General features: G+C 70.6%; 9 protein-coding genes, 1 other RNA gene and 2 pseudogenes. 5 read left to right on the top strand and 7 right to left on the bottom strand.

Features of this window, described 5'->3' with window-relative positions; translation table 11 throughout:
* Window positions 1-14 precede the first annotated feature (14 nt).
* Together IF37_RS0121180 and IF37_RS0121175 are read right to left on the bottom strand one after the other, a co-directional pair.
* The gene (locus tag IF37_RS0121180; protein WP_030744795.1) at window positions 15-296 is read right to left on the bottom strand and encodes a type II toxin-antitoxin system RelE/ParE family toxin; all 282 of its coding nucleotides are present in this window, start codon (window positions 294-296) and stop codon (window positions 15-17) included.
* Between the two features lie 6 nt (window positions 297-302).
* Window positions 303-584 (bottom strand): type II toxin-antitoxin system Phd/YefM family antitoxin, encoded by a 282-nt coding sequence (locus IF37_RS0121175; protein WP_037856848.1) that lies wholly within the window; start codon window positions 582-584, stop codon window positions 303-305.
* 704 nt (window positions 585-1,288) lie between these two features.
* Here IF37_RS0121175 and IF37_RS45875 point away from each other — a divergent pair.
* Together IF37_RS45875 and IF37_RS45870 are read left to right on the top strand one after the other, a co-directional pair.
* Window positions 1,289-1,526 (top strand): annotated as a pseudogene (locus tag IF37_RS45875) (helix-turn-helix domain-containing protein); the annotation flags it as partial.
* Window positions 1,520-1,672 (top strand): annotated as a pseudogene (locus IF37_RS45870) (DUF397 domain-containing protein); the annotation flags it as partial. The pseudogenes IF37_RS45875 and IF37_RS45870, both read left to right, overlap by 7 nt.
* Before the next feature lie 70 nt (window positions 1,673-1,742).
* On the opposite strand, the gene IF37_RS0121160 reads toward IF37_RS45870, so the two are convergent.
* The 3 genes from IF37_RS0121160 to IF37_RS40905 all read right to left on the bottom strand — a co-directional run bounded on the left by IF37_RS0121160 (window position 1,743) and on the right by IF37_RS40905 (window position 11,811).
* Window positions 1,743-7,268 (bottom strand): DNA methyltransferase, encoded by a 5,526-nt coding sequence (locus tag IF37_RS0121160; RefSeq protein WP_037856841.1) that lies wholly within the window; start codon window positions 7,266-7,268, stop codon window positions 1,743-1,745.
* A gap of 14 nt (window positions 7,269-7,282) precedes the next feature.
* The gene (locus IF37_RS0121155) at window positions 7,283-10,366 is read right to left on the bottom strand and encodes a DEAD/DEAH box helicase (protein WP_030744790.1); all 3,084 of its coding nucleotides are present in this window, start codon (window positions 10,364-10,366) and stop codon (window positions 7,283-7,285) included.
* A 128-nt stretch (window positions 10,367-10,494) separates the two neighbouring features.
* On the bottom strand, window positions 10,495-11,811 hold the full coding sequence (locus IF37_RS40905; RefSeq protein ID WP_030744788.1) for a serine/threonine-protein kinase: 1,317 nt from the start codon (window positions 11,809-11,811) through the stop codon (window positions 10,495-10,497).
* Between the two features lie 213 nt (window positions 11,812-12,024).
* Between IF37_RS40905 and IF37_RS0121145 the strand changes: the two genes are divergently transcribed.
* Window positions 12,025-13,617 (top strand): CBS domain-containing protein, encoded by a 1,593-nt coding sequence (locus IF37_RS0121145; RefSeq protein WP_052845290.1) that lies wholly within the window; start codon window positions 12,025-12,027, stop codon window positions 13,615-13,617.
* A 27-nt stretch (window positions 13,618-13,644) separates the two neighbouring features.
* Here the strand turns inward: IF37_RS0121145 and rnpB are convergent.
* An RNA gene (gene rnpB / locus IF37_RS40910) (RNase P RNA component class A) lies at window positions 13,645-14,049 on the bottom strand.
* A gap of 136 nt (window positions 14,050-14,185) precedes the next feature.
* On the opposite strand from rnpB, the gene yaaA reads away from it, so the two are divergent.
* Complete coding sequence (gene yaaA, locus IF37_RS0121140) at window positions 14,186-14,968, top strand: peroxide stress protein YaaA (RefSeq protein ID WP_030744784.1); 783 nt, start codon at window positions 14,186-14,188, stop codon at window positions 14,966-14,968.
* Between the two features lie 82 nt (window positions 14,969-15,050).
* On the top strand, window positions 15,051-15,713 hold the full coding sequence (locus tag IF37_RS0121135) for a bifunctional 4-hydroxy-2-oxoglutarate aldolase/2-dehydro-3-deoxy-phosphogluconate aldolase (RefSeq protein WP_030744782.1): 663 nt from the start codon (window positions 15,051-15,053) through the stop codon (window positions 15,711-15,713).
* Here IF37_RS0121135 and IF37_RS0121130 read toward each other — a convergent pair.
* The gene (locus IF37_RS0121130) at window positions 15,685-17,151 is read right to left on the bottom strand and encodes a bifunctional RNase H/acid phosphatase (protein ID WP_030744779.1); all 1,467 of its coding nucleotides are present in this window, start codon (window positions 17,149-17,151) and stop codon (window positions 15,685-15,687) included. The two genes, IF37_RS0121135 and IF37_RS0121130, sit on opposite strands and share 29 nt — an antisense overlap.
* Window positions 17,152-17,163: the final 12 nt, after the last annotated feature.

The following is a 17,163-nucleotide window of genomic DNA, read 5'->3' as shown; positions in this document are numbered from 1 at the left end:
GGCCTTCGGCGGGCTCAGGGGATCTGACGGTAGATCTCTCGGCGATTGCCGACGGCCAGGACCCACACGATCAATTGACCGTCCTCGACCGTGTAGACGACGCGATAGTCGCCTACTCTCAGCCGCCATCGCGCGCTGTGCCCCTGCAGGGCCTTGATGTCGAAGCCCGCGGTGTCGCCCGAGTCCATCGCCTTCTGCAGTTCGGTGAGGCGGTACAGGATCCGGAGGGCATCCGGGCGCGGGATCTTGAGCAGGTCCCGCTGGGCGTGCGGTGTGAAGCGAGTGACATGGCCCATGGGCGGTCAGGCCTGACGGTCGCGGAGCATGGCGGCCATCTCCTCGAGCGAGACGGACCCTTCCGTCCCCTCGGACTCGGCCTCGTCGGCCAGCCGGTTCAGCCAGGCATCCTCCGTCTCCTCGGCGAGCCGGCGCAGCCGCTGGTACTCCTCGATGTCGATCACGACGGCTTCCTGCTTGCCGCGCCGGGTGATGATCGTCGGAGTCTCCTCCCGGCGGGCACGGTCGATGACGTCGGCGAGGTGGTTACGGACCTCGGCCATGGACTCGATTACCGGCTCACTCATGTCATGAATGTAGCAGATGTACATGAGCGGGGGCGTTTCGATCGCTTACAGGGCGTACTCCGCCCAGACCGTCTTGCCCGGTCCGTCGAGGCGGGGATGCCAGTCCCAGCGGGCGGCCAGGTGGGACACGAAGAGTAGGCCGTTCCCCCTCTCGTCGAGGCCGGGGTGCTCCTGGGCGACTGCGGTGGGGGCGGGGACGCGCGGTAACCACTCGGCGCGAGTGTCGGTGACCTCCACCTGACCGTGCGGCCGTCGGGTGCCGCGTCCAGGCGGAAGTGGAAGTCGCGGCCGGGGATGTGTCCGTGCTGTACGGCGTTCGTGGTGAGCTCGGCGACGATCAGGGTGAGGTCGTCGTGGGCCCGGGCGCCACAGGGGATGCCCCAGGCGTCGAGACGCACTACCGCGAGACGGCGGGCGAGGCGGGCACCGCGCAGGGAGGAGGTGAAGCGCATGGCGAAGGTGCGGCGGTGGCCAGGGACGGTGCCGGTCGCCAAGTGATCGCTGATCGGGCTGCGTGGGGAGGTGCTGGTGGAGGTAGCGGGTTTGCTCGTCATGCCGCCAACGATTCCTTTGGTCGCGTAGCGTGACCAGTGGTGTCGCGCTGACGTGGCCGGGGTGCACGCGCGGTGCGGTGCCGTGTACGAGGCGCGTGGCGTAACGGCGTTCCCTGTGGGGGCGTTGGGCCGGGGAGGCGGTGGTCGGTGATGACGGAGCAGGCGAGCGACGGGGCCTCGACCTCCGGCGATCGGGCGGCGGGCAAGGCGGGGGAGGGCGTCGTCGTCGCGTTCGGGCAGACCATGAAGACGCTGAGGGTGCGGGCCGGTTTGGACCGGACGGAGTTCGGCAAGCGGCTCGGGTACTGGACGGCGACGGACGGTCGCGTCGTTCGAGCAGGGGCGGAGGATTCCGTCACCGCGGACGATCGACCGGGCGGCGGAGCTGAGGGTGGCGATTGCGCGGAGGTAGTGGCCGGTACGGCCGCTGTGCACGTCCGGGACTCCAAGGTCGTCGCTGGGCCTGTCCACACGGTGTCGCGTGAGGCGTGGGCGGGGTTCGTCGGCTTGGCGGTGTCGGAGTCGGGCGTCTGAGACTCGCACGTGCGCGAGAGCCCTGCCGGTTCCTCTCGGAGGCTGGCAGGGCTCTCGTGTGTACGCGCGGTCAGCCCGCCTCACGCAGGCGACGGCTGAACTCGTCGTGGGCGGCGCGCATCTCGGCCTTGCGGTGGGCCCGGTAGAGGGGGTCCGTGTAACCGTCCGGAACCTTGTACTCCTCCGGGAAGCCCTCCGCCGAGCTCAGCTGCTTCCAGGCATCCTTGGGCTGGCCGTACCCGTGCTGCTGGTGTGCCTTGGCGATACGGCGGCCCGTGGCGTCGAACCACATGTTCTCCTCGTACTGCTGGAGTACGGGGAACCTGGCGTCGTACATGGCCACCAACTCTTCGGCACTGATCCCGAGCCAGACGGCGACAAGCGCGTCGATCTCGATCAGGGCCGCGCGACGGGAGAACTCCGTACGGAGGGGCGTGTCGCGGGTCCAGGTGGGACCGATGCCCTGGGTGAGCGGGGGCGTGTCCTTGGGCCATGCCTTGCCCGCAGCCCAGGTGTCCTGCTGCCAGGCGGGGTCGTACAGTTCCTCCCAGAGGCGGGCGTAGGCATTGGTCTGGCAGTTGAGGCGGAGGGTGCGGAGGAGCAGGGCAGGGGTGAGGGGGTGGCCTGGCGTGGGGGCGGGAAGGGTCTTGGCCTCACCAATGCGGAGGTCACCTCGGCCGGTGGCGCGCAGGTAGTAGTCCAGGGGCAGCGCCGCCATGAAACCCGCAGCCAGCACGGTCTCACTGGCGTTGGCCAGTGTTAGGGAGTTCACCAGGTCGACGTGAACGGGTCCCGGTGGAACAAGGGCTGCGAAAAGGCTCCGCTCGGTGTTCGAGGCGATCTGACGGCGCCAGGCCACCCGGTAGAACTCCGAGTACGGCCGCATGCTTGCAGCGTGCAGAAGCGCATCAACAGCCTTGTCGAACTCCTCACCCTCCAGCTCGAGATCCGCCGCCCTGACGTCAGCCTCCGCCGCCGCAACCGCAGCCGGATCGCCCAAGAGCTGTGCAAGCCGGTCATGGTCCACCCAGCGGTCCTGCGCGTCGACGAACCGGGAGCGGGAACCTGCGGGACGGTAGTTCGTGCGTGGAACGGCGTCTACGGCCAAGTCCACATGGGCCCACGTGTCGAAATCGCGCGGAGCCTTTGAGCCACCGTCAGGCGGCTGCTTGTAATAGGGCGTTGCGACACCGATAAACGAACTCTGGAGGATGACATCCCTGTTGTCCCTCGCCTGACCAGGGTCCCAGGTGAAATAGCCCGCCGTGCGGTCATTCTTCTCGTGGAAGCCCGGACTGATGCGCGAGTTAAGGGCACCGAGTCGGTGCGACCACTTCGCGAGCGCACCAATGGCCGCTTCCTCGTCGACCGTGACAGGAAACAGAGCCTTGGTCTCCTCCACCGGAGGCGGGTTGTCTTCTCCAGCCAGCTTCTGCCACTCGACTAGCGTCTGCCAATTCACCGTCAGGACACGACCTTTATGCGGACGCAAGTCCCATGCATCGCGGTGCTTGATGCCTGGCACTGCACCCACACCGTCATGGCGCACAGACTGGGAGAGGACAAGCGGGTGCACGAGCCAGCTCAGGTGCTGGAAAGAAATGTCACGTGCGCAGCCGTACACATTGATGCTGAAATGGGTGGTATGTCCGACGGGTAGAGCGAAGAGATGCAGCGCGTTCACGAAGTCCGCATGCAACCGCAGGTGCCGATAGGCCGCTGCCCGCAGACGCCCCTCCTTCGCCCCCGTCAAATGCGTGGAAGGGTGAACCAACCCGACCGTCCCCCGCTCACCGGCGGCTCGCCACCCCAGCAACATGAAGGACCGATACAGGTCCGGCTGCGTCCCCACCAGTTCCGGGTACGTATCAACCGACGCGAAGAACCCGGCCATCGCCGCATGAACAGCCAGCTCACCCAAGAACGCCGGCCGAACCCCAGACCACCCCATCACCTCGGCCTTGCGCTCGGCCCACGCCTCATTGCTCGGCTTCTCGGCCAGCTCGAACCACGGCTCGAACTCGGCGAGGACCCCGCTCTCCTTCCACTCCTGCTTGACCCACGGCGGATTCCCCACCATCAAGTCAAACCCGCCCTCCGCGAAAACATGCGCGAAGTCCAGCTCCCAGTGGAAAAAGCCCCGGTCCTTGGCGACCCGCTCCACCGTCCCGTACCACGGAAACGTGTGCCCGAGATCCGCCGGCCGGGCCCACGCCAGGCCCGCGACCATCTTCCGGTCGAGCTCGCGCTCCTTCTCGTCCAGCTCCTCCAGATCCTCGACACCCTCGAAGGACACGATGGAGACCTGCTTGCCCTCCTCCGCGAACGCGTCCTCGTTGCCGACCACGGCCTCCGCGAACTCGATCCAGTCGTCGAGGGACTTGAGGGCGACCCGCCGGTCGGAGTGGCCCTTCTGCAACGCGGTGAGGTCCTCGCCGTGCGGGGCGTACTCGAACCGGTCCGTGCCGTCGAGGAGGCCGATCTCCTCCAGCGGCCAAAACCACAGCGCGCACCAGGCATTCATGAGCTGCTTGAGCCGCCAGTAGGGGCTGCCCTTGCGGTGCAGGGCCTCCAGGACCGCGTCCCGGTCCATCGGCGCACGCCGGCGCTTGCGGTCCTGCGGGACCGTCGTACCCCAAACGTCCACGTGCCGCGCGATCTCCTGCTCGGAGAGCTTCAGCCGCATGACGACCAGTTCCCACAGGTACTCGACACGCCGGGCGAGTTTGATCAGCCGTCCGGTCTGCGTCGTCTTCACCTTGTCCCAGTCGTCGTCCTCCGCCGCAGCGGCCGTACGGGCTGCGGCACCACGACCGGCACCACCACTGTCCGCCGAGGCGAAGTCGAACGACAGCGGCTCCCAGATCTCCAGGCCCAGGTCGAACGTCCCCTGGCCCGACCTGGCATCCTTCTCGGCCACTCGCTCCGGCCTCGGGGCGGCCTTCGCCTTCCCCGTCCCCGTCCGCTTGGCCACGCCCCTGGGATTGCGCCGCATGGCGGACCGCCACTTGCGCAGCGCTTCCACCAGCTCCGGCTCCAGCCAGTCGACGACCTCACCGTCGACGACCGCCTTGACGGTCTTCTCCGGCGTCCCCTTCTTCAGCGTGCGCAGGCCGACCTTCTCGCCGATGGAGCCCCAGCCCATCGCGGGCAGCAGGAACTGGTGCACCTCGCGGGCCTTGAGCTTCTCGCCCAGTGGCACATGCCTCGGCTTCTTCGGGTCCTTCGTCGTCAGCCAGCCGCCCTTGCTCAGGCTGTTGCCGGGGTAGACCTTGCGGGACGCGCCGATCAGGGAGTTGCCCCGGTGGAGGTGGAGGCCGTACCAAGGGGCCTTCATGCCCTGATACATGGTGTTCAGCCAGAGGGAGATCTCGGCGAGTTCGACGGCCGTCTCGTTCAGGTCGACGCCGTACGCGTTGTGCAGGGCGATGTACGCCTTCACCTTCTGCAGCTCGCGCTGGTAGTCCTCGGGGTCGATCTCCACGCCCCGCTCGCGCTGGGCGAGCCGCAGGTACAGCTCCGCGAGCTGGTTGACGGCCTCGTTGAGGAACGCGCCGGAGCCGAGGGCCGGTTCGCAGACCCGCCACCGCAGCACATCGGCCGCGTTGACCCACGCCTTCTCCGGCTCCTTCGGATCGACTTCGCCGCTCTCGTCGAGGCGGAAGCGCAGGGTCTGCTCCACCGTCGCCTGGGTGAGGGACTCCGGCGTGTAGTAGGAGGCGCTGGTCTGGCGGTCGCGGCCGGCGAGGCGGTAGACGTACGAGCCGACCTTGTGCGGAACCGGCACGGGCCGGCCGGTCTCGGGGTTCAATTCCGTGCTGACGAAGACGCTGTCGCCGGGGCCGTCCGGGTAGCGCCCCGAGGCGACCTGGCTCGCGCGGATCAGCCACGAACCGCCGCTGGGATCACCGCCCTTGGCGACCTCGTACAGCGGTTCGTCCGCGATGAAACCGGTGTAGGACATCAGGCCCTCGTACACCGCCCCCAGATGGTTGATGCTGAGGTTGGCGTACGAGATGAAGCCGCCCCGTCCGCCGCGCCGGCCTTCGACGACGGTCAGGTTGCGCAGCACCTGGTGCAGAACCTTGTTGCGCAGGCGCAGGTCCAGGCGGCGGGGCTGATCGGTGACCGTGCCGTCGGGGGCGATGTCGTCGGGGTGCGTGATCACCTGGTCGACCAGCTTTATCGACTTGGGGTCGAAGAGCCGTGATTTCAGGGCCTCGATGCGGACGCCTTCGTACCCGTCATCCTCGGACAGCTCCGCGCTCTCGGCCGGGAGGTCGTGCAGGGCATCGCGGGAGGTGATCGTGTCGGCCACGGGGTGACCCTCGAAGACCTTCCTGAACAGCAGCTCCAGGGAGTCGTGGAAATGGTGGCGGTCTCGGGAGGCGCTGGAGAGCTTCTCCTGGACCGCCAGCTCGCGCAGACGGGCGACGCTGTACCCCTGGACGTACTCCTCGCTCTTCATCGGCAGGATGCCCAGCTCGGGACGGGCCTCGGCGTACAGCAGGAAGAGGATGCGGTACAGGTAGCGCAGCGACTCCTTGGTGAGCAGGCGTGGCAGGGCGTCCCGCTCGGTGAGCGCGTCCGGAAGCCATTCGGGCAGGTCGTCGGGCTTGACGCCCTGCTTGTCGGCGAGTTCCAGGACCTCGTTGGCGATGAGCTGGACGGACTTCTTCAGGCCCTCTCGCAGATCGCTGGTCACTCCCACTGAGTGGTCGCGGGACTCGGCCACCAGGCGCGCAATGTCGTCGTCACCGCCGTCCCGGGCCGGGCGCAGGGACGGCGCGCCGAACAGGGACGCGATGACGTCGAGTTCGCCGGCCGACGCGCCCTTGACCCCCTTGCGGGGCAGGGCGGTCTCCAGGCTGACCGCCAGGTGGCGGCCGCGCGCGTAGTTCTCCCGGTCGGCGAGGACCATGACGCCACCGAAGAGGAGCAGGAGGTAGCGGGGCGCGTTGTCGGCGGCAAGCAGCCAGGCGGCGAGGTCGGTGACCGTGGTCAGCGTCTTGCCGGAGGCCACGCGGACGGGCACAGCGAGGCGGTTGGCGGAGCCGTCGCCGCGTGTGCCGGCGATGTCGTCGGCGAAGCCACCGGTGAGCACGGCGATGCCTGGCTCACTGTGGACAACGGGTACGGCGACGGGGCCAGCTGCGCTGTGCACGGTGAGGTGTCCGGGGCGGCGCGGGGTGAAGCCGAGCGCGTCGAGGACGCGCCCGTGCCAGGCATGCAGGTTCGCCCGCCACTCGCCCTCGGGACCGTCACCGAAGGCGCGCGCGGCGGGGGCGGGCTGAAAGACGGGCGGTTCCTCCGTGGTGCTGTGTGTCTTCAGCGCCTCGGCCGCCGCCTGCTGGGCGGCGATGCCCTCCGGATCGGGCAGTAAATTGAGCTTCTCCGCCTCGCCGCCCACGGTGAGCCGCACGCCGAGATAGGGACCGGTCAGGTCCCGCAGGCCCTGGCGGGGCGTGGGGCGGCCCTGGCGCTCCTCGGCCGCCCACTCCTTGAGCCGTCCGCTCTTCAGCTGCTTGGGCAGGATCTCGTCGAGGTAGAAGGGCGGGAAGTATTCGCCCTCGTTGATCAGAGCGTCGAACTTCACGCTGGCTCCTGTGGTCATGAGCTCGGCTCCAGAGCGGCCAGGACCCGGATCATCGGGTCACCGGTCGTGCGCAGCCGAGTCGCGGCCGTTTCGAGGTTCTCGGCGGCCCGTTCGCGAGCGCCGCGTCCGCCGGTGAAGCCGGGCAGCGGCTCTGCCAGCCAACGGCCAACCTTTGCCTCGAACTTGCGCAGCGGCTCGTCGACGTGTTCCTCTGCCTCGGCCCGCAGCCGGTCCATCTCACGGCGGGTCGCGGCCACGGCTTCGGGGACGAGCGGCTGGAGAGCGGCCGGGTCGCCCTGGGCGAAGTGGTCCGGCATGTCCGGGCGCAGGCCCAACTCGTCGAGGAGGGGCCTCGTCAGCTTGCGGACCCGGGGCTCCTCCCCGGGCCGGCCCAGCCGGTCGACGGCCAGCCAGGCCAGGACGGTCGGGCGGCCTTCTTCGTTGGACCACACGCCCTGGGTTAGGAAGACCGGCTCCGGGACTCGGGCCCGGTCCACCTGAATAACGTAGGCCCGCTGACGGCCCAGTTGCACCAGCACCTTGTCGGTGATCCACTCCAGGACGGGGTGGAGTTCGCCCACGTAGTGGGCGTCCGGCCACAGGGAGGTGGAGTCGGCGTCCTCCCGCGCCCGGCGCAGCGAGTCGGCGGCGTCCTCCCGGCTGAAGGTGAGCTTCATACGGCGGGTGATGCCGTGGTCGCGCAGGTAGCCGACGGGCAGGACGTCGAGCCGGTCGGCGAGGTCCTCGGGGGTGTCGAAGCTGAGGTCGTGGCCGTGGACGGTGGTGTCCAGCCGGAACGCCTCCAGGTCGGCGAGCTCCTCCAGTCCGGCGAGGACGTAGTCGCGGCGGTCCGAGAACAGACGCAGCTCCTCCACGACGCGCAGGGGTGCGCGGTCCGGGTCCTCGGCCTCCCCGACGTCGGTGTCCCCGTCCGGGACCACGGCCGGGGCCTCGTCTGCGGGGTCGTCGTCGAACGAGAAGCCCGCGTCCTCCTGGAAGTCGTCGTCGAAGTCGAAGGCGGCGTCCACGTCATCGTACGGGGCGCCGTCCGTGCCGAACTCGGCGTTCAGTTGCTGGGCGAGCGGCAGGTCCGCGGGCGTTCGCCCGGCTTCGAGCTCGTCCAGGTCGTCCATCGACACCGTCTGGAGGCCGTCCAGGGCCTGCTGGGGCGGCTCGCCCTTGAAGAGCGCCTCCATGACGCGCTTCTCCTCCAGCGCGCCGTCGTTCACCTTCGTCGCCGCCTCGACCGCGCCGAGGACGTCGTGCACCCGCTCCTCGCGGGTGAGGATCTTCTCGGCGATGTGGGTGTCGTCCAGAGCGCCCTCGACCGCCGACTGGAGGATCATCGCCCGGAACTCGGGCCGCTGCGTCTGCCCGTACCGGTCGATACGGCCGTTGCGCTGCTCGACTCTGATCAGGCTCCACGGCAGGTCCCAGTGGATCAGGTGGTGGCACTGGCGGTGCAGGTTCACGCCCTCCGAGGCGCCGTCGCCGGTGAGCAGCAGCCGGATGTCGCCGCCGGCGCGGGCGAACTCGTCCACGTACTCCTGCTGGACCCGGTCGGAGACGCCGCTGCTGTGCAGGACCTTGACCGCGGTCTTGGCGTCCTCCGCGTCGGTCCAGCCGAGCAGCGGCGGAAGCACCTCGCCGAGCCAGTCCAGAGTCTCGCGGCGCTCGGAGAAGACGACCGCCCGGGTGGGGCTGCCGGGGCGCACCTTGATACGGCGCAGTTCGTCGACCAGCCCCTTGAGCTTGGAGGTGGCGCTCATCCCCTCGGGCCCCTTCGCCGCGCGTTCGATGGCGCGCGCCAGCTCCATCAGACGCAGCAGACTGGCTGCCTCCGCAGTGCGTTCCTCGATGCCGGACAGCGGGGAGTCGGTGATCCGGTGCCGCTCGGGAAGGGTGTGCCCGGTCTGCGTGAGGCGCTTGCGGGCCGTGGCGAAGAGGGCGCGGTGGGAGGAGAGGAAGGACTTGAGCAGGACGTAGGGGAAGAGCCGGTCGTCGGCGGTGACGTGCTTGTCCGGCTGGACCAGCCAGTGGCCGGCCAGTTCCTGGAAGACCTCCTCCTCCAGCGCGTTGGCCTGGCAGCGCAGAGGGTGGGAGCCGCCGCGCGGCGCCCAATGCCCGGACAGTTGCTCGGCCACCTCGGCACTGACCTTGGTGCGGCGGATCATCAGGGGCTTGAGCTCTTCCGGCGTGGGCTTGCGGGAGTCCTGGACCGCCATGGGGTCCAGGAGCCGGATCAGGCCGGTGAAGGCGGGCATGTCGCCGTTGTGCGGGGTGGCGCTCGCCAGGATCAGCGCGTCGGTGTTCTCGGCGAGCAGGTCGGCGAGGGCGCGGCGGTCGCTGCCCTGGTTGATGAGGTTGTGGGACTCGTCGATGACGACCGCGTCCCAGCGGATGTGCTCCAGCCATGGACGGTAGCGCTTGGGGTTCTTGAGCGTGTCCATGGAGATGATCACGCGCTTGTAGTACGTGAACGGGTTGCGGCCCGCGGGGATCTTCCGCTCGATCCGGGCGATACCGGCACTGTCGAGGCGGACCAGGGGGAGGGAGAAGCGGGTCCACATCTCGTGCTGGAACTGCTCCAGGACGGGAGCCGGGGTGACGACGAGAATGCGCTCACCCCGCCCGCGGCGGATCAGCTCGCCGAGGATGACGCCGATCTCCAGCGTCTTGCCGAGGCCCACGACATCGCCGATCAGGAGGCGCGGACGCAGCGGGTTGGCCAGGGCCTTGGCCGCCGGGCGCAGCTGGTAATCCATGCGGTCGAGGAGGAAGCCGTGCGTGAGCGCCAGGCGCCGCTCGCGCTGTGGCAGCGGCGTCTTGCGGAGGACGGCCTCGAGGAAGAGGCGGCCGCGGCGGAAGTGCGGGGAGTTGTCGACGACGAGTTCGGTGTTCTCGGGAAGGAGGACGCGCACGGTGTCCATGGTCGGGACGAGGAACTTCGCCTCCTGACCGCGGACGAGGTCGGAGGCACCGACCGCTTCGATCAGGAACTCGCCGGGACGCACCTGCTTGGGTTTGCGGACCATCCATTCCTCGTCCCGTACCTCGATCACCGAGCCGGCGGGCGGGGGGCCGTCCAGGGCGGGCATGGGGGGTCCTCTCAGGTGGTGCGGGTCGTGTCGAGGGTAGCGCTGTGCGGGTGGAGCCAAGGGGCCGCATGCGGATTCGTCACGGCTCGTCCCCGTGCCCGCGCGCTGTGTGAGCGGGCGCCCGTGCCTTACAGATCTCCCCGGCGGGCGTAGCGCTGCCGTAGGCCAGCTGCCACCTTCTGCGCGCTGCGCGGTGGCGCCTGCGGAGCCGGAGGCTGCGGTTCCGGGCTCGGGTCCGCAGGGGGCGGGAGACGGTAGCTCGTCGGCGCGGGCTTGGCTTCAGGTTCCGGTGCAGGGCCGGGGGCCGGGTCGGCGAGGGTCGGTGTATAGCCGTCGGCGCGGTCCGCGGCTTCTGCCGCCCGCTCGATCTCGTCCGTGGTGACGATGCCGAAAAAACCCAGGTCCATCTCCGGCAGGGCGGTCTCGATCGCCTGCCGGGCCAGATCCTGGACCTCCGGGTCGAGGTCGTCACTGAGGGCCCCAGCGGGCAGCTTCGGCGCTAATCCAGCGGACGCGACCAGTTCCTTGAGCTGTTGCGCCGCCGTATTGGGCGGCAGGTCGGCGTCGCCAAGCAGCGTCATCAGGCTGTCCTCGACGGCGTCCAGATCAGGGCGCTGGGCCGGAATGCTCACCAGCGTCTTGGCGAGCAGCGGCAGAAAGGGCAGTCCGACCCCGTCCCACACTGGCTCCGAGGTGCTGGGCCCGTGGGGGTACGGCGGCCTGCCGGTCAGGGCGAAGAAGAGGGTGGCGGCGAGCGCGTAGACATCGGCGGGCCGATCGGCTCGCTTGGCATCCCGGTACTGCTCCCACGGCATATAGGGACGGGTCCCCATCCTGGTCCCCGTCTTCGTCAGGGCCTCGCTCGACGCCCGCTCGATCAGGACGGCGAGTCCGAAGTCGAGCACGACGGGGCCATCCGGTCCCAGGACCACGTTGTCGGGCTTCAGGTCGCGGTGCAGCATGTTGGCGTCGTGGATGGCCCTCAGCGCGTCCACCAGTGCCAGTCCGAGCGCAGCGTACGGGCCCAGACCAAAGGTTCCGGCCTTCTGCACCATGGTGGTCAGGGAAGGTCCCGCAATGTGGTCCATGGCGAACCACGGTCGGCCGTCCGCAGGGTCCTCGTCGAACGCGATCAGCGCCGGCACCCGGTCGCTCACCACGGCCCGTACGGCGTCGATCTCCCGGCCAAACCGCTCCCGGTACTGCGGTTCGCCGTCCAGCAGCTGAGGCTGGATCATCTTGACCACGACAAGACGCGATGCCTCACCTTCGGCGGCCTCGTCCGGCGCGACCATGTTGTACGCCGCGGCCAGCTCGTCCGAGAAGCCCTCCAGCGGGATCCTGCGCGCCAGGTAGGCGACGCCCATGCCGCCCTGACCGAGCTTGGCCAGCAGTTCAAACGGGCCCACCACCCGCGGGTCGGTCTCGGTGTCCAGCGGCTTCATCGGCGCTCTCGTACCCCCACCCCATACGTCACGTCCCACACCCCGTTCCCCGTGCTGTCGATCAGTCTACGGGCTGCACGCAAGCCGGGCAGGCGCCTGAAAGCACTGCTCAACACAGGCCAAACGACCGGTTTTTAAGGGCGGTTGATGGACTCTGCTATAAGGTCACGCCACGCGATCACTTGTTCAGCGGGGCTCACAGGGAGGGGCGGCATGCGGGCCTGGGTGGTGCGTGCGGGCGAGAACGGGGAGCGGGAGCGGGCGGCCCTGGAGGAAGGTGTTCTCGCCGTCGGCTGGGACAGGCTCCGCAGCGGAGATCTCGGCGGCGCGACCACCCGCGACGCGATCAAGGCGGCCGTGGCCGCCGCCTATCCCGACGAAGGTCCGTACACGATCGGTAACTGGGCCGGCCAGCTCTACCGCTTCGCCCGCGAGATGCAGCCCGGTGATCTGGTTGTGCTGCCGCTGAAGTCCCTGCGCGTCGCCATCGGCCGGGTGAGGGGCGACTACGAGTACCGGGCGGACGCCCCCGACGGCATGCGGCATGTGCGGCGGGTGGAGTGGCTTGTCAAGGGCCTCGACCGGCAGATGTTCCAGTCCGATCTGCTGGACAGCATGGGATCTCTGCTCACTGTCTTCGAGCTCAGCCGGTTCGGGGCTGCGGAGCGCGTGGCCGCGCTGGCCGAGGGGAAGCCCGACCCGGGGCGGCCCGACGCGGACGAGTTCGCCGCCACCCTCACCGAGCCCGCCGAGCTGTACGAGGAGGTGCGCAGGCGCGGTGCCGAGGAGCCGCTGGCCCTTTCCATCCGGGACTTTCTCGCCGTATGGGGCGTCCAGCGACGTCATCCGGCGGCAACCGAGCAGATCATGAACGACCTTGAGGCACGGGGCTTGGTCACTGTCCCTCCGTTCACGGAGGGCACGCTGGACAGTCAGATCGCCATCCTGGCCGGCGGGGCCGAGCCGGACGAATCGGGGACGAGCGCGGTGACCCGGCTGTCCGGCAGCCCGGTCCAGTCACCCGCGGTGCAGAGCGCCGCACATGCCGCCGGTCATCTTCCCGAGGATGAGGCCGAGGTCGAGACCGTCGCCTACCGGGTGAGCAACCTCGCTTCCGCCAACCGCATGCCCGAGTGCGTCCGCCTCGGAGACAGCCTTCAGACCGCCATCACCCTCATGGTCCTGCGCGGCTACAGTCAGTTGCCCGTCCTGGACCCCGACGGGCGGCTGCGCGGCGTCGTCAGCTGGGAGTCGATCGGCCGGGCCCGGATGGCGGACCCGGACGCCGGTCTCGACGCCGCGACAGCCCGGGGACAGGAAGCGGACCGCTCCGACGACCTGCTCGACTGGATCGGGGCCATCCAGCAGTCTGGCTATGTCGTTGTCCGCGACCACGAGCACAAGGTCTGTGGCCTGATCACCGCCGCCGACCTGACCGTCCAGTTCGGTACCCGCGTGCGCCCCTTCGTCCTCGTCGAGGAGATCGAACAGCGCCTGCGCCGGGTGGTCGACCGGTGTCTTCCGCTCGACCGGATCAGGGCCGTCGTGCCCAAGGGACTCGCTGCCAAAGTGCGGTCCGCCGCGGACCTGAGCTTCGGAGCGTACAAGCACCTGCTGAAGGTTCCCGAGAACTGGGCCGCCCTTGGGTGGAGCATCGACCAGGAGCATTTCCTGACGGCGCTGGAGGAGTGCCGCAACTTCCGGAACGACCTCATGCACTTCAGCCCCGACCCGGTGACCGATGAACAGCTGGTTCCGGCTCAGGGATTGCTGGAGTTGCTCCGCTCCCTGGACCCGCAGGTCTAGCAATCCGGCGCGGCTGAAGCCTAGCGGCAGACGAGTCGGGCTGTACGCCGGGTTCTGTTCCCCGGGGTCCTCGCGGGCCCCGGGGCGACGGCCATCCATCTAGGGCCGGCGTTGCCGCCGGCCTCGTGCGGTCTACCCGCGGACTCGGGCGGGCAGCCCTCGAACGTCCGCGCAGGGCGCTTGTGACGGCGCCCCTCTTGACCTTGCTCCGGGTGGGGTTTACCTAGCTGCCCAGGTCACCCTGGGCACTGGTGGTCTCTTACACCACCGTTTCACCCTTACCGAGGACCGAGGTCCCCGGCGGTCTGCTTTCTGTGGCACTGTCCCGCGGGTCACCCCGGGTGGCCGTTAGCCACCACCCTGCCCTGTGGAGCCCGGACGTTCCTCGGGGAGCCCCCTGAGGGAACTCCACGCGGCCGTCCGCCCGGCTCGTCTGCCGTGCCGACCATGCTACCGGGCCCGCCACCCCGCCGCGGACCGGCGGTCCTCGCCGTGCCGGCCGCGAGCGCGCTCGGCCGGCCGGGCGTACGCCGTAACCTGGCGCGGAGGTCTACGTAAGGAGTACGTGTTGCTGGTCCTGCTGCCGCCCTCCGAAGGCAAGGCGAGCCCGGGCGAGGGCGCCCCGCTGGAACTCGGGTCGCTGTCCCTGCCGGGGCTTGCCGCCGCGCGGGAGGCCGTGCTCGGGGAGCTGGTCGGGCTGTGCGCCGGTGACGAGGAGAAGGCCCGCGAGGTACTCGGACTGAGCGAGGGCCTGCGCGGCGAGGTCGCGAAGAACGCCGGGCTGCGCACCGCCGGCACCCGCCCCGCCGGGGAGATCTACACCGGCGTCCTCTACGACGCCCTCGGCCTGGCCACGCTGGACGCCGGGGCGCGGCGGCGGGCGGCCGAGTCGCTGCTGGTCTTCTCCGGGCTGTGGGGCGCCGTGCGGGTCACGGACCCGATCCCCTCCTACCGGTGCTCGATGGGGGTGCGGCTGCCGGGGCTCGGCGCGCTGGCCGGGCACTGGCGGGCCCCGATGGCGGAGGTCATGCCGGAGGCGGCCGGGGACGGGCTGGTGCTGGACCTGCGCTCGTCCGCCTACGCGGCGGCCTGGAAGCCGAAGGGCGAGGTGGCCGGGCGCACGGCGACGGTACGGGTGCTGCACGCGCCGACCCGGAAGGTGGTCAGCCACTTCAACAAGGCGACCAAGGGCCGGATGGTCCGCGATCTGCTGACCGCCGGTGCCGCGCCCGAGGACCCCGCCGCGCTGGTGGAGGCACTGCGGGAGCTGGGGTACGTGGTGGAGGCGGAGGCACCCGGCAAGCCGGGCAAGGCGTGGGCCCTCGACGTACTGGTGGAGCAGGTCCACTGATCCTCCCGCATGAGCGTGGGCGCGCATTGCAGAGCGCGCAACGCTCGTTGCGTCGAATGTAGCCGCTGGGCACGATGAGGGCATGACCTCGCCGCTGCCCTCCTCCCCCGCTGCCTCGGTCCTGGACCTCGCGCCGGTCCTGCCCGTCGTGGTGCTCTCCGACGCCGCCGACGCGGTCCCGCTGGCCCGGGCACTGGTGGCCGGCGGGCTGCCCGCGATCGAGGTGACGCTGCGCACCCCGGCCGCGCTGGAGGCGATCCGCGCCATCGCCGGCGCGGTGCCGGACGCGGTGGTCGGCGCGGGCACGGTGATCACGCCGCAGCAGGTGGAGGCGTGTACGGCGGCGGGGGCGCGGTTCCTGGTCAGCCCGGGATGGACGGAGGCCCTGCTGGAGGCGATGCGCGGCTCCGGGGTGGCGTACCTGCCCGGGGTGTCGACCACCTCGGAGGTCGTCGCGCTGCTGGAGCGCGGGGTGCGGGAGATGAAGTTCTTCCCGGCGCAGGCGGCGGGCGGCACCGCCTACCTGCGGTCGCTGGCCGGCCCGTTGCCGCAGGCCCGGTTCTGCCCGACCGGCGGGATCGGCCCGGCCACCGCGCCGGAGTATCTGTCCCTGCCCAACGTCGGCTGCGTCGGTGGCAGTTGGATGGTCCCGGCGGACGCGGTGGCCGCCCGCGACTGGGACCGGATCGAGGAACTGGCGCGGGGTGCGGCCGGGCTCAGGGACGCAGGTGGGACGTGTCGTTGAAGAGGCGCACGCTCGCGTTGCCGTCGGCGTAGTACGCCACCGCCGACAGCGAGGCCGCCGACAGCTCCATCCGGAACAGCGACTCGGGCGGGGCGCCGAGGGCGAGGCGGACCAGCGTCTTGATCGGGGTGACGTGGGTGACGAGCAGCACCGTACGGCCCGCGTGTGCCGCGACCAGCTCGTCCCGGGTGACGGCCAGCCGGGCCGCCGTCTCCGCGAAGCTCTCGCCGCCGCCGGTGGGGCGGGCCTCCGGGTCGGCGAGCCAGGCGTCCAGGTCCTCCGGATGGCGCTCGCGGACCTCGCCGAAGGTCAGGCCCTCCCAGGCGCCGAAGTCCGTCTCCCGCAGGCCGTCCTCGACCGTGACGTCCAGGTTCAGGCGGGCGGCGACGACGGCGGCGGTCTCACGGGTACGGGCGAGGGGGCTGGCGACGATCGCCTGGACGGTGCCGCGCCGGGCGAGGGACTCCGCCACCCGCCGGGCCTGCTCACGCCCCGCCGCCGACAGGGCGGGGTCGCTGCCGCCGCTGCCGGAGAAGCGTTTCTGGGGGGTGAGGGGGGTCTCACCGTGGCGCAGCAGCACGAGGGTGGCGGGCGCGCCGAGGTCGGGCGCGGCACTCCAGCCCGGCGCCGAGCGGTGCTCCTCGGCGGGGGCGGGCGGGGCTTCCCCACCGGAGTGGGCAGGGCTCCCGTCGGCGGGGGCGGCAGGGCGCTCCTCGACGACTGCGGTACGGCGCTCCTCGGCGGACGGCGTACCGCCCGGTGCCTCGGATGCGGGCGCCGCCCCGGCGGCACGGCCGTGCACGGCGGCACGGGAGTCCGCCGGACCGGCGGCACGGTCGTGCACGGCGTCGGCGGTACGGCCGTCCGCGGCCGTGGTGGTCCCGGTTCCGCCCGTGGCGCGGCCCCGGGCCAGTGCCGCCCGGGCCTTCGCCGCGCCCGCCGTCGCGTCGCCGGGCGGGCCCGACGGCTCGGGGACGGCGGACGGGACGTCCAGGGCCGCCCGGGACGCGGACGGGGACCACTGGCCGCCCTTGACCCCCGCGTCCATCGCCTCGTTGGCCAAGCGGTCCGCGTGCTTGTTGCGTTCGCGCGGGATCCACTCGTACGTGACCTGGTCCGGCGGGAGGACGGAGCGGGCCTCGGCCGCCAGCGGCTTCATGTCGGGGTGCTTGATCTTCCAGCGGCCCGACATCTGCTCCACGACCAGCTTGGAGTCCATGCGGACGCGGACCGGCGCGCCCGGGTCGAGGGCGCGGGCGGCGCGCAGGCCGGCCACGAGACCGCGGTACTCGGCGACGTTGTTCGTGGCGACGCCGATGTACTCCGCCGCCTCCGCCAGGGTCTCCCCCGTCGCCGCGTCCCGCACCAGCGCCCCGTAGCCCGCGGGCCCGGGGTTGCCCCGTGACCCGCCGTCCGCCTCGACGATGAACTCCCGCACCCCTGAAGCCCC

The organism is Streptomyces sp. NRRL S-31, from assembly GCF_000718775.1.
Taxonomy (GTDB): domain Bacteria; phylum Actinomycetota; class Actinomycetes; order Streptomycetales; family Streptomycetaceae; genus Streptomyces.
This window is presented reverse-complemented; position numbering and strand designations above follow the sequence as displayed.

Excerpts from the sequence above, each read along its gene's own strand:
- IF37_RS0121180 (WP_030744795.1), bottom strand. The coding sequence starts at position 296 with ATGGGCCATGTCACTCGCTTCACACCGCACGCCCAGCGGGACCTGCTC.
- IF37_RS40905 (WP_030744788.1), bottom strand. The coding sequence starts at position 11,811 with ATGAAGCCGCTGGACACCGAGACCGACCCGCGGGTGGTGGGCCCGTTT.
- IF37_RS0121135 (WP_030744782.1), top strand. The coding sequence starts at position 15,051 with ATGACCTCGCCGCTGCCCTCCTCCCCCGCTGCCTCGGTCCTGGACCTC.
- IF37_RS0121155 (WP_030744790.1), bottom strand. The coding sequence starts at position 10,366 with ATGCCCGCCCTGGACGGCCCCCCGCCCGCCGGCTCGGTGATCGAGGTA.
- IF37_RS0121175 (WP_037856848.1), bottom strand. The coding sequence starts at position 584 with ATGAGTGAGCCGGTAATCGAGTCCATGGCCGAGGTCCGTAACCACCTC.
- IF37_RS0121145 (WP_052845290.1), top strand. The coding sequence starts at position 12,025 with ATGCGGGCCTGGGTGGTGCGTGCGGGCGAGAACGGGGAGCGGGAGCGG.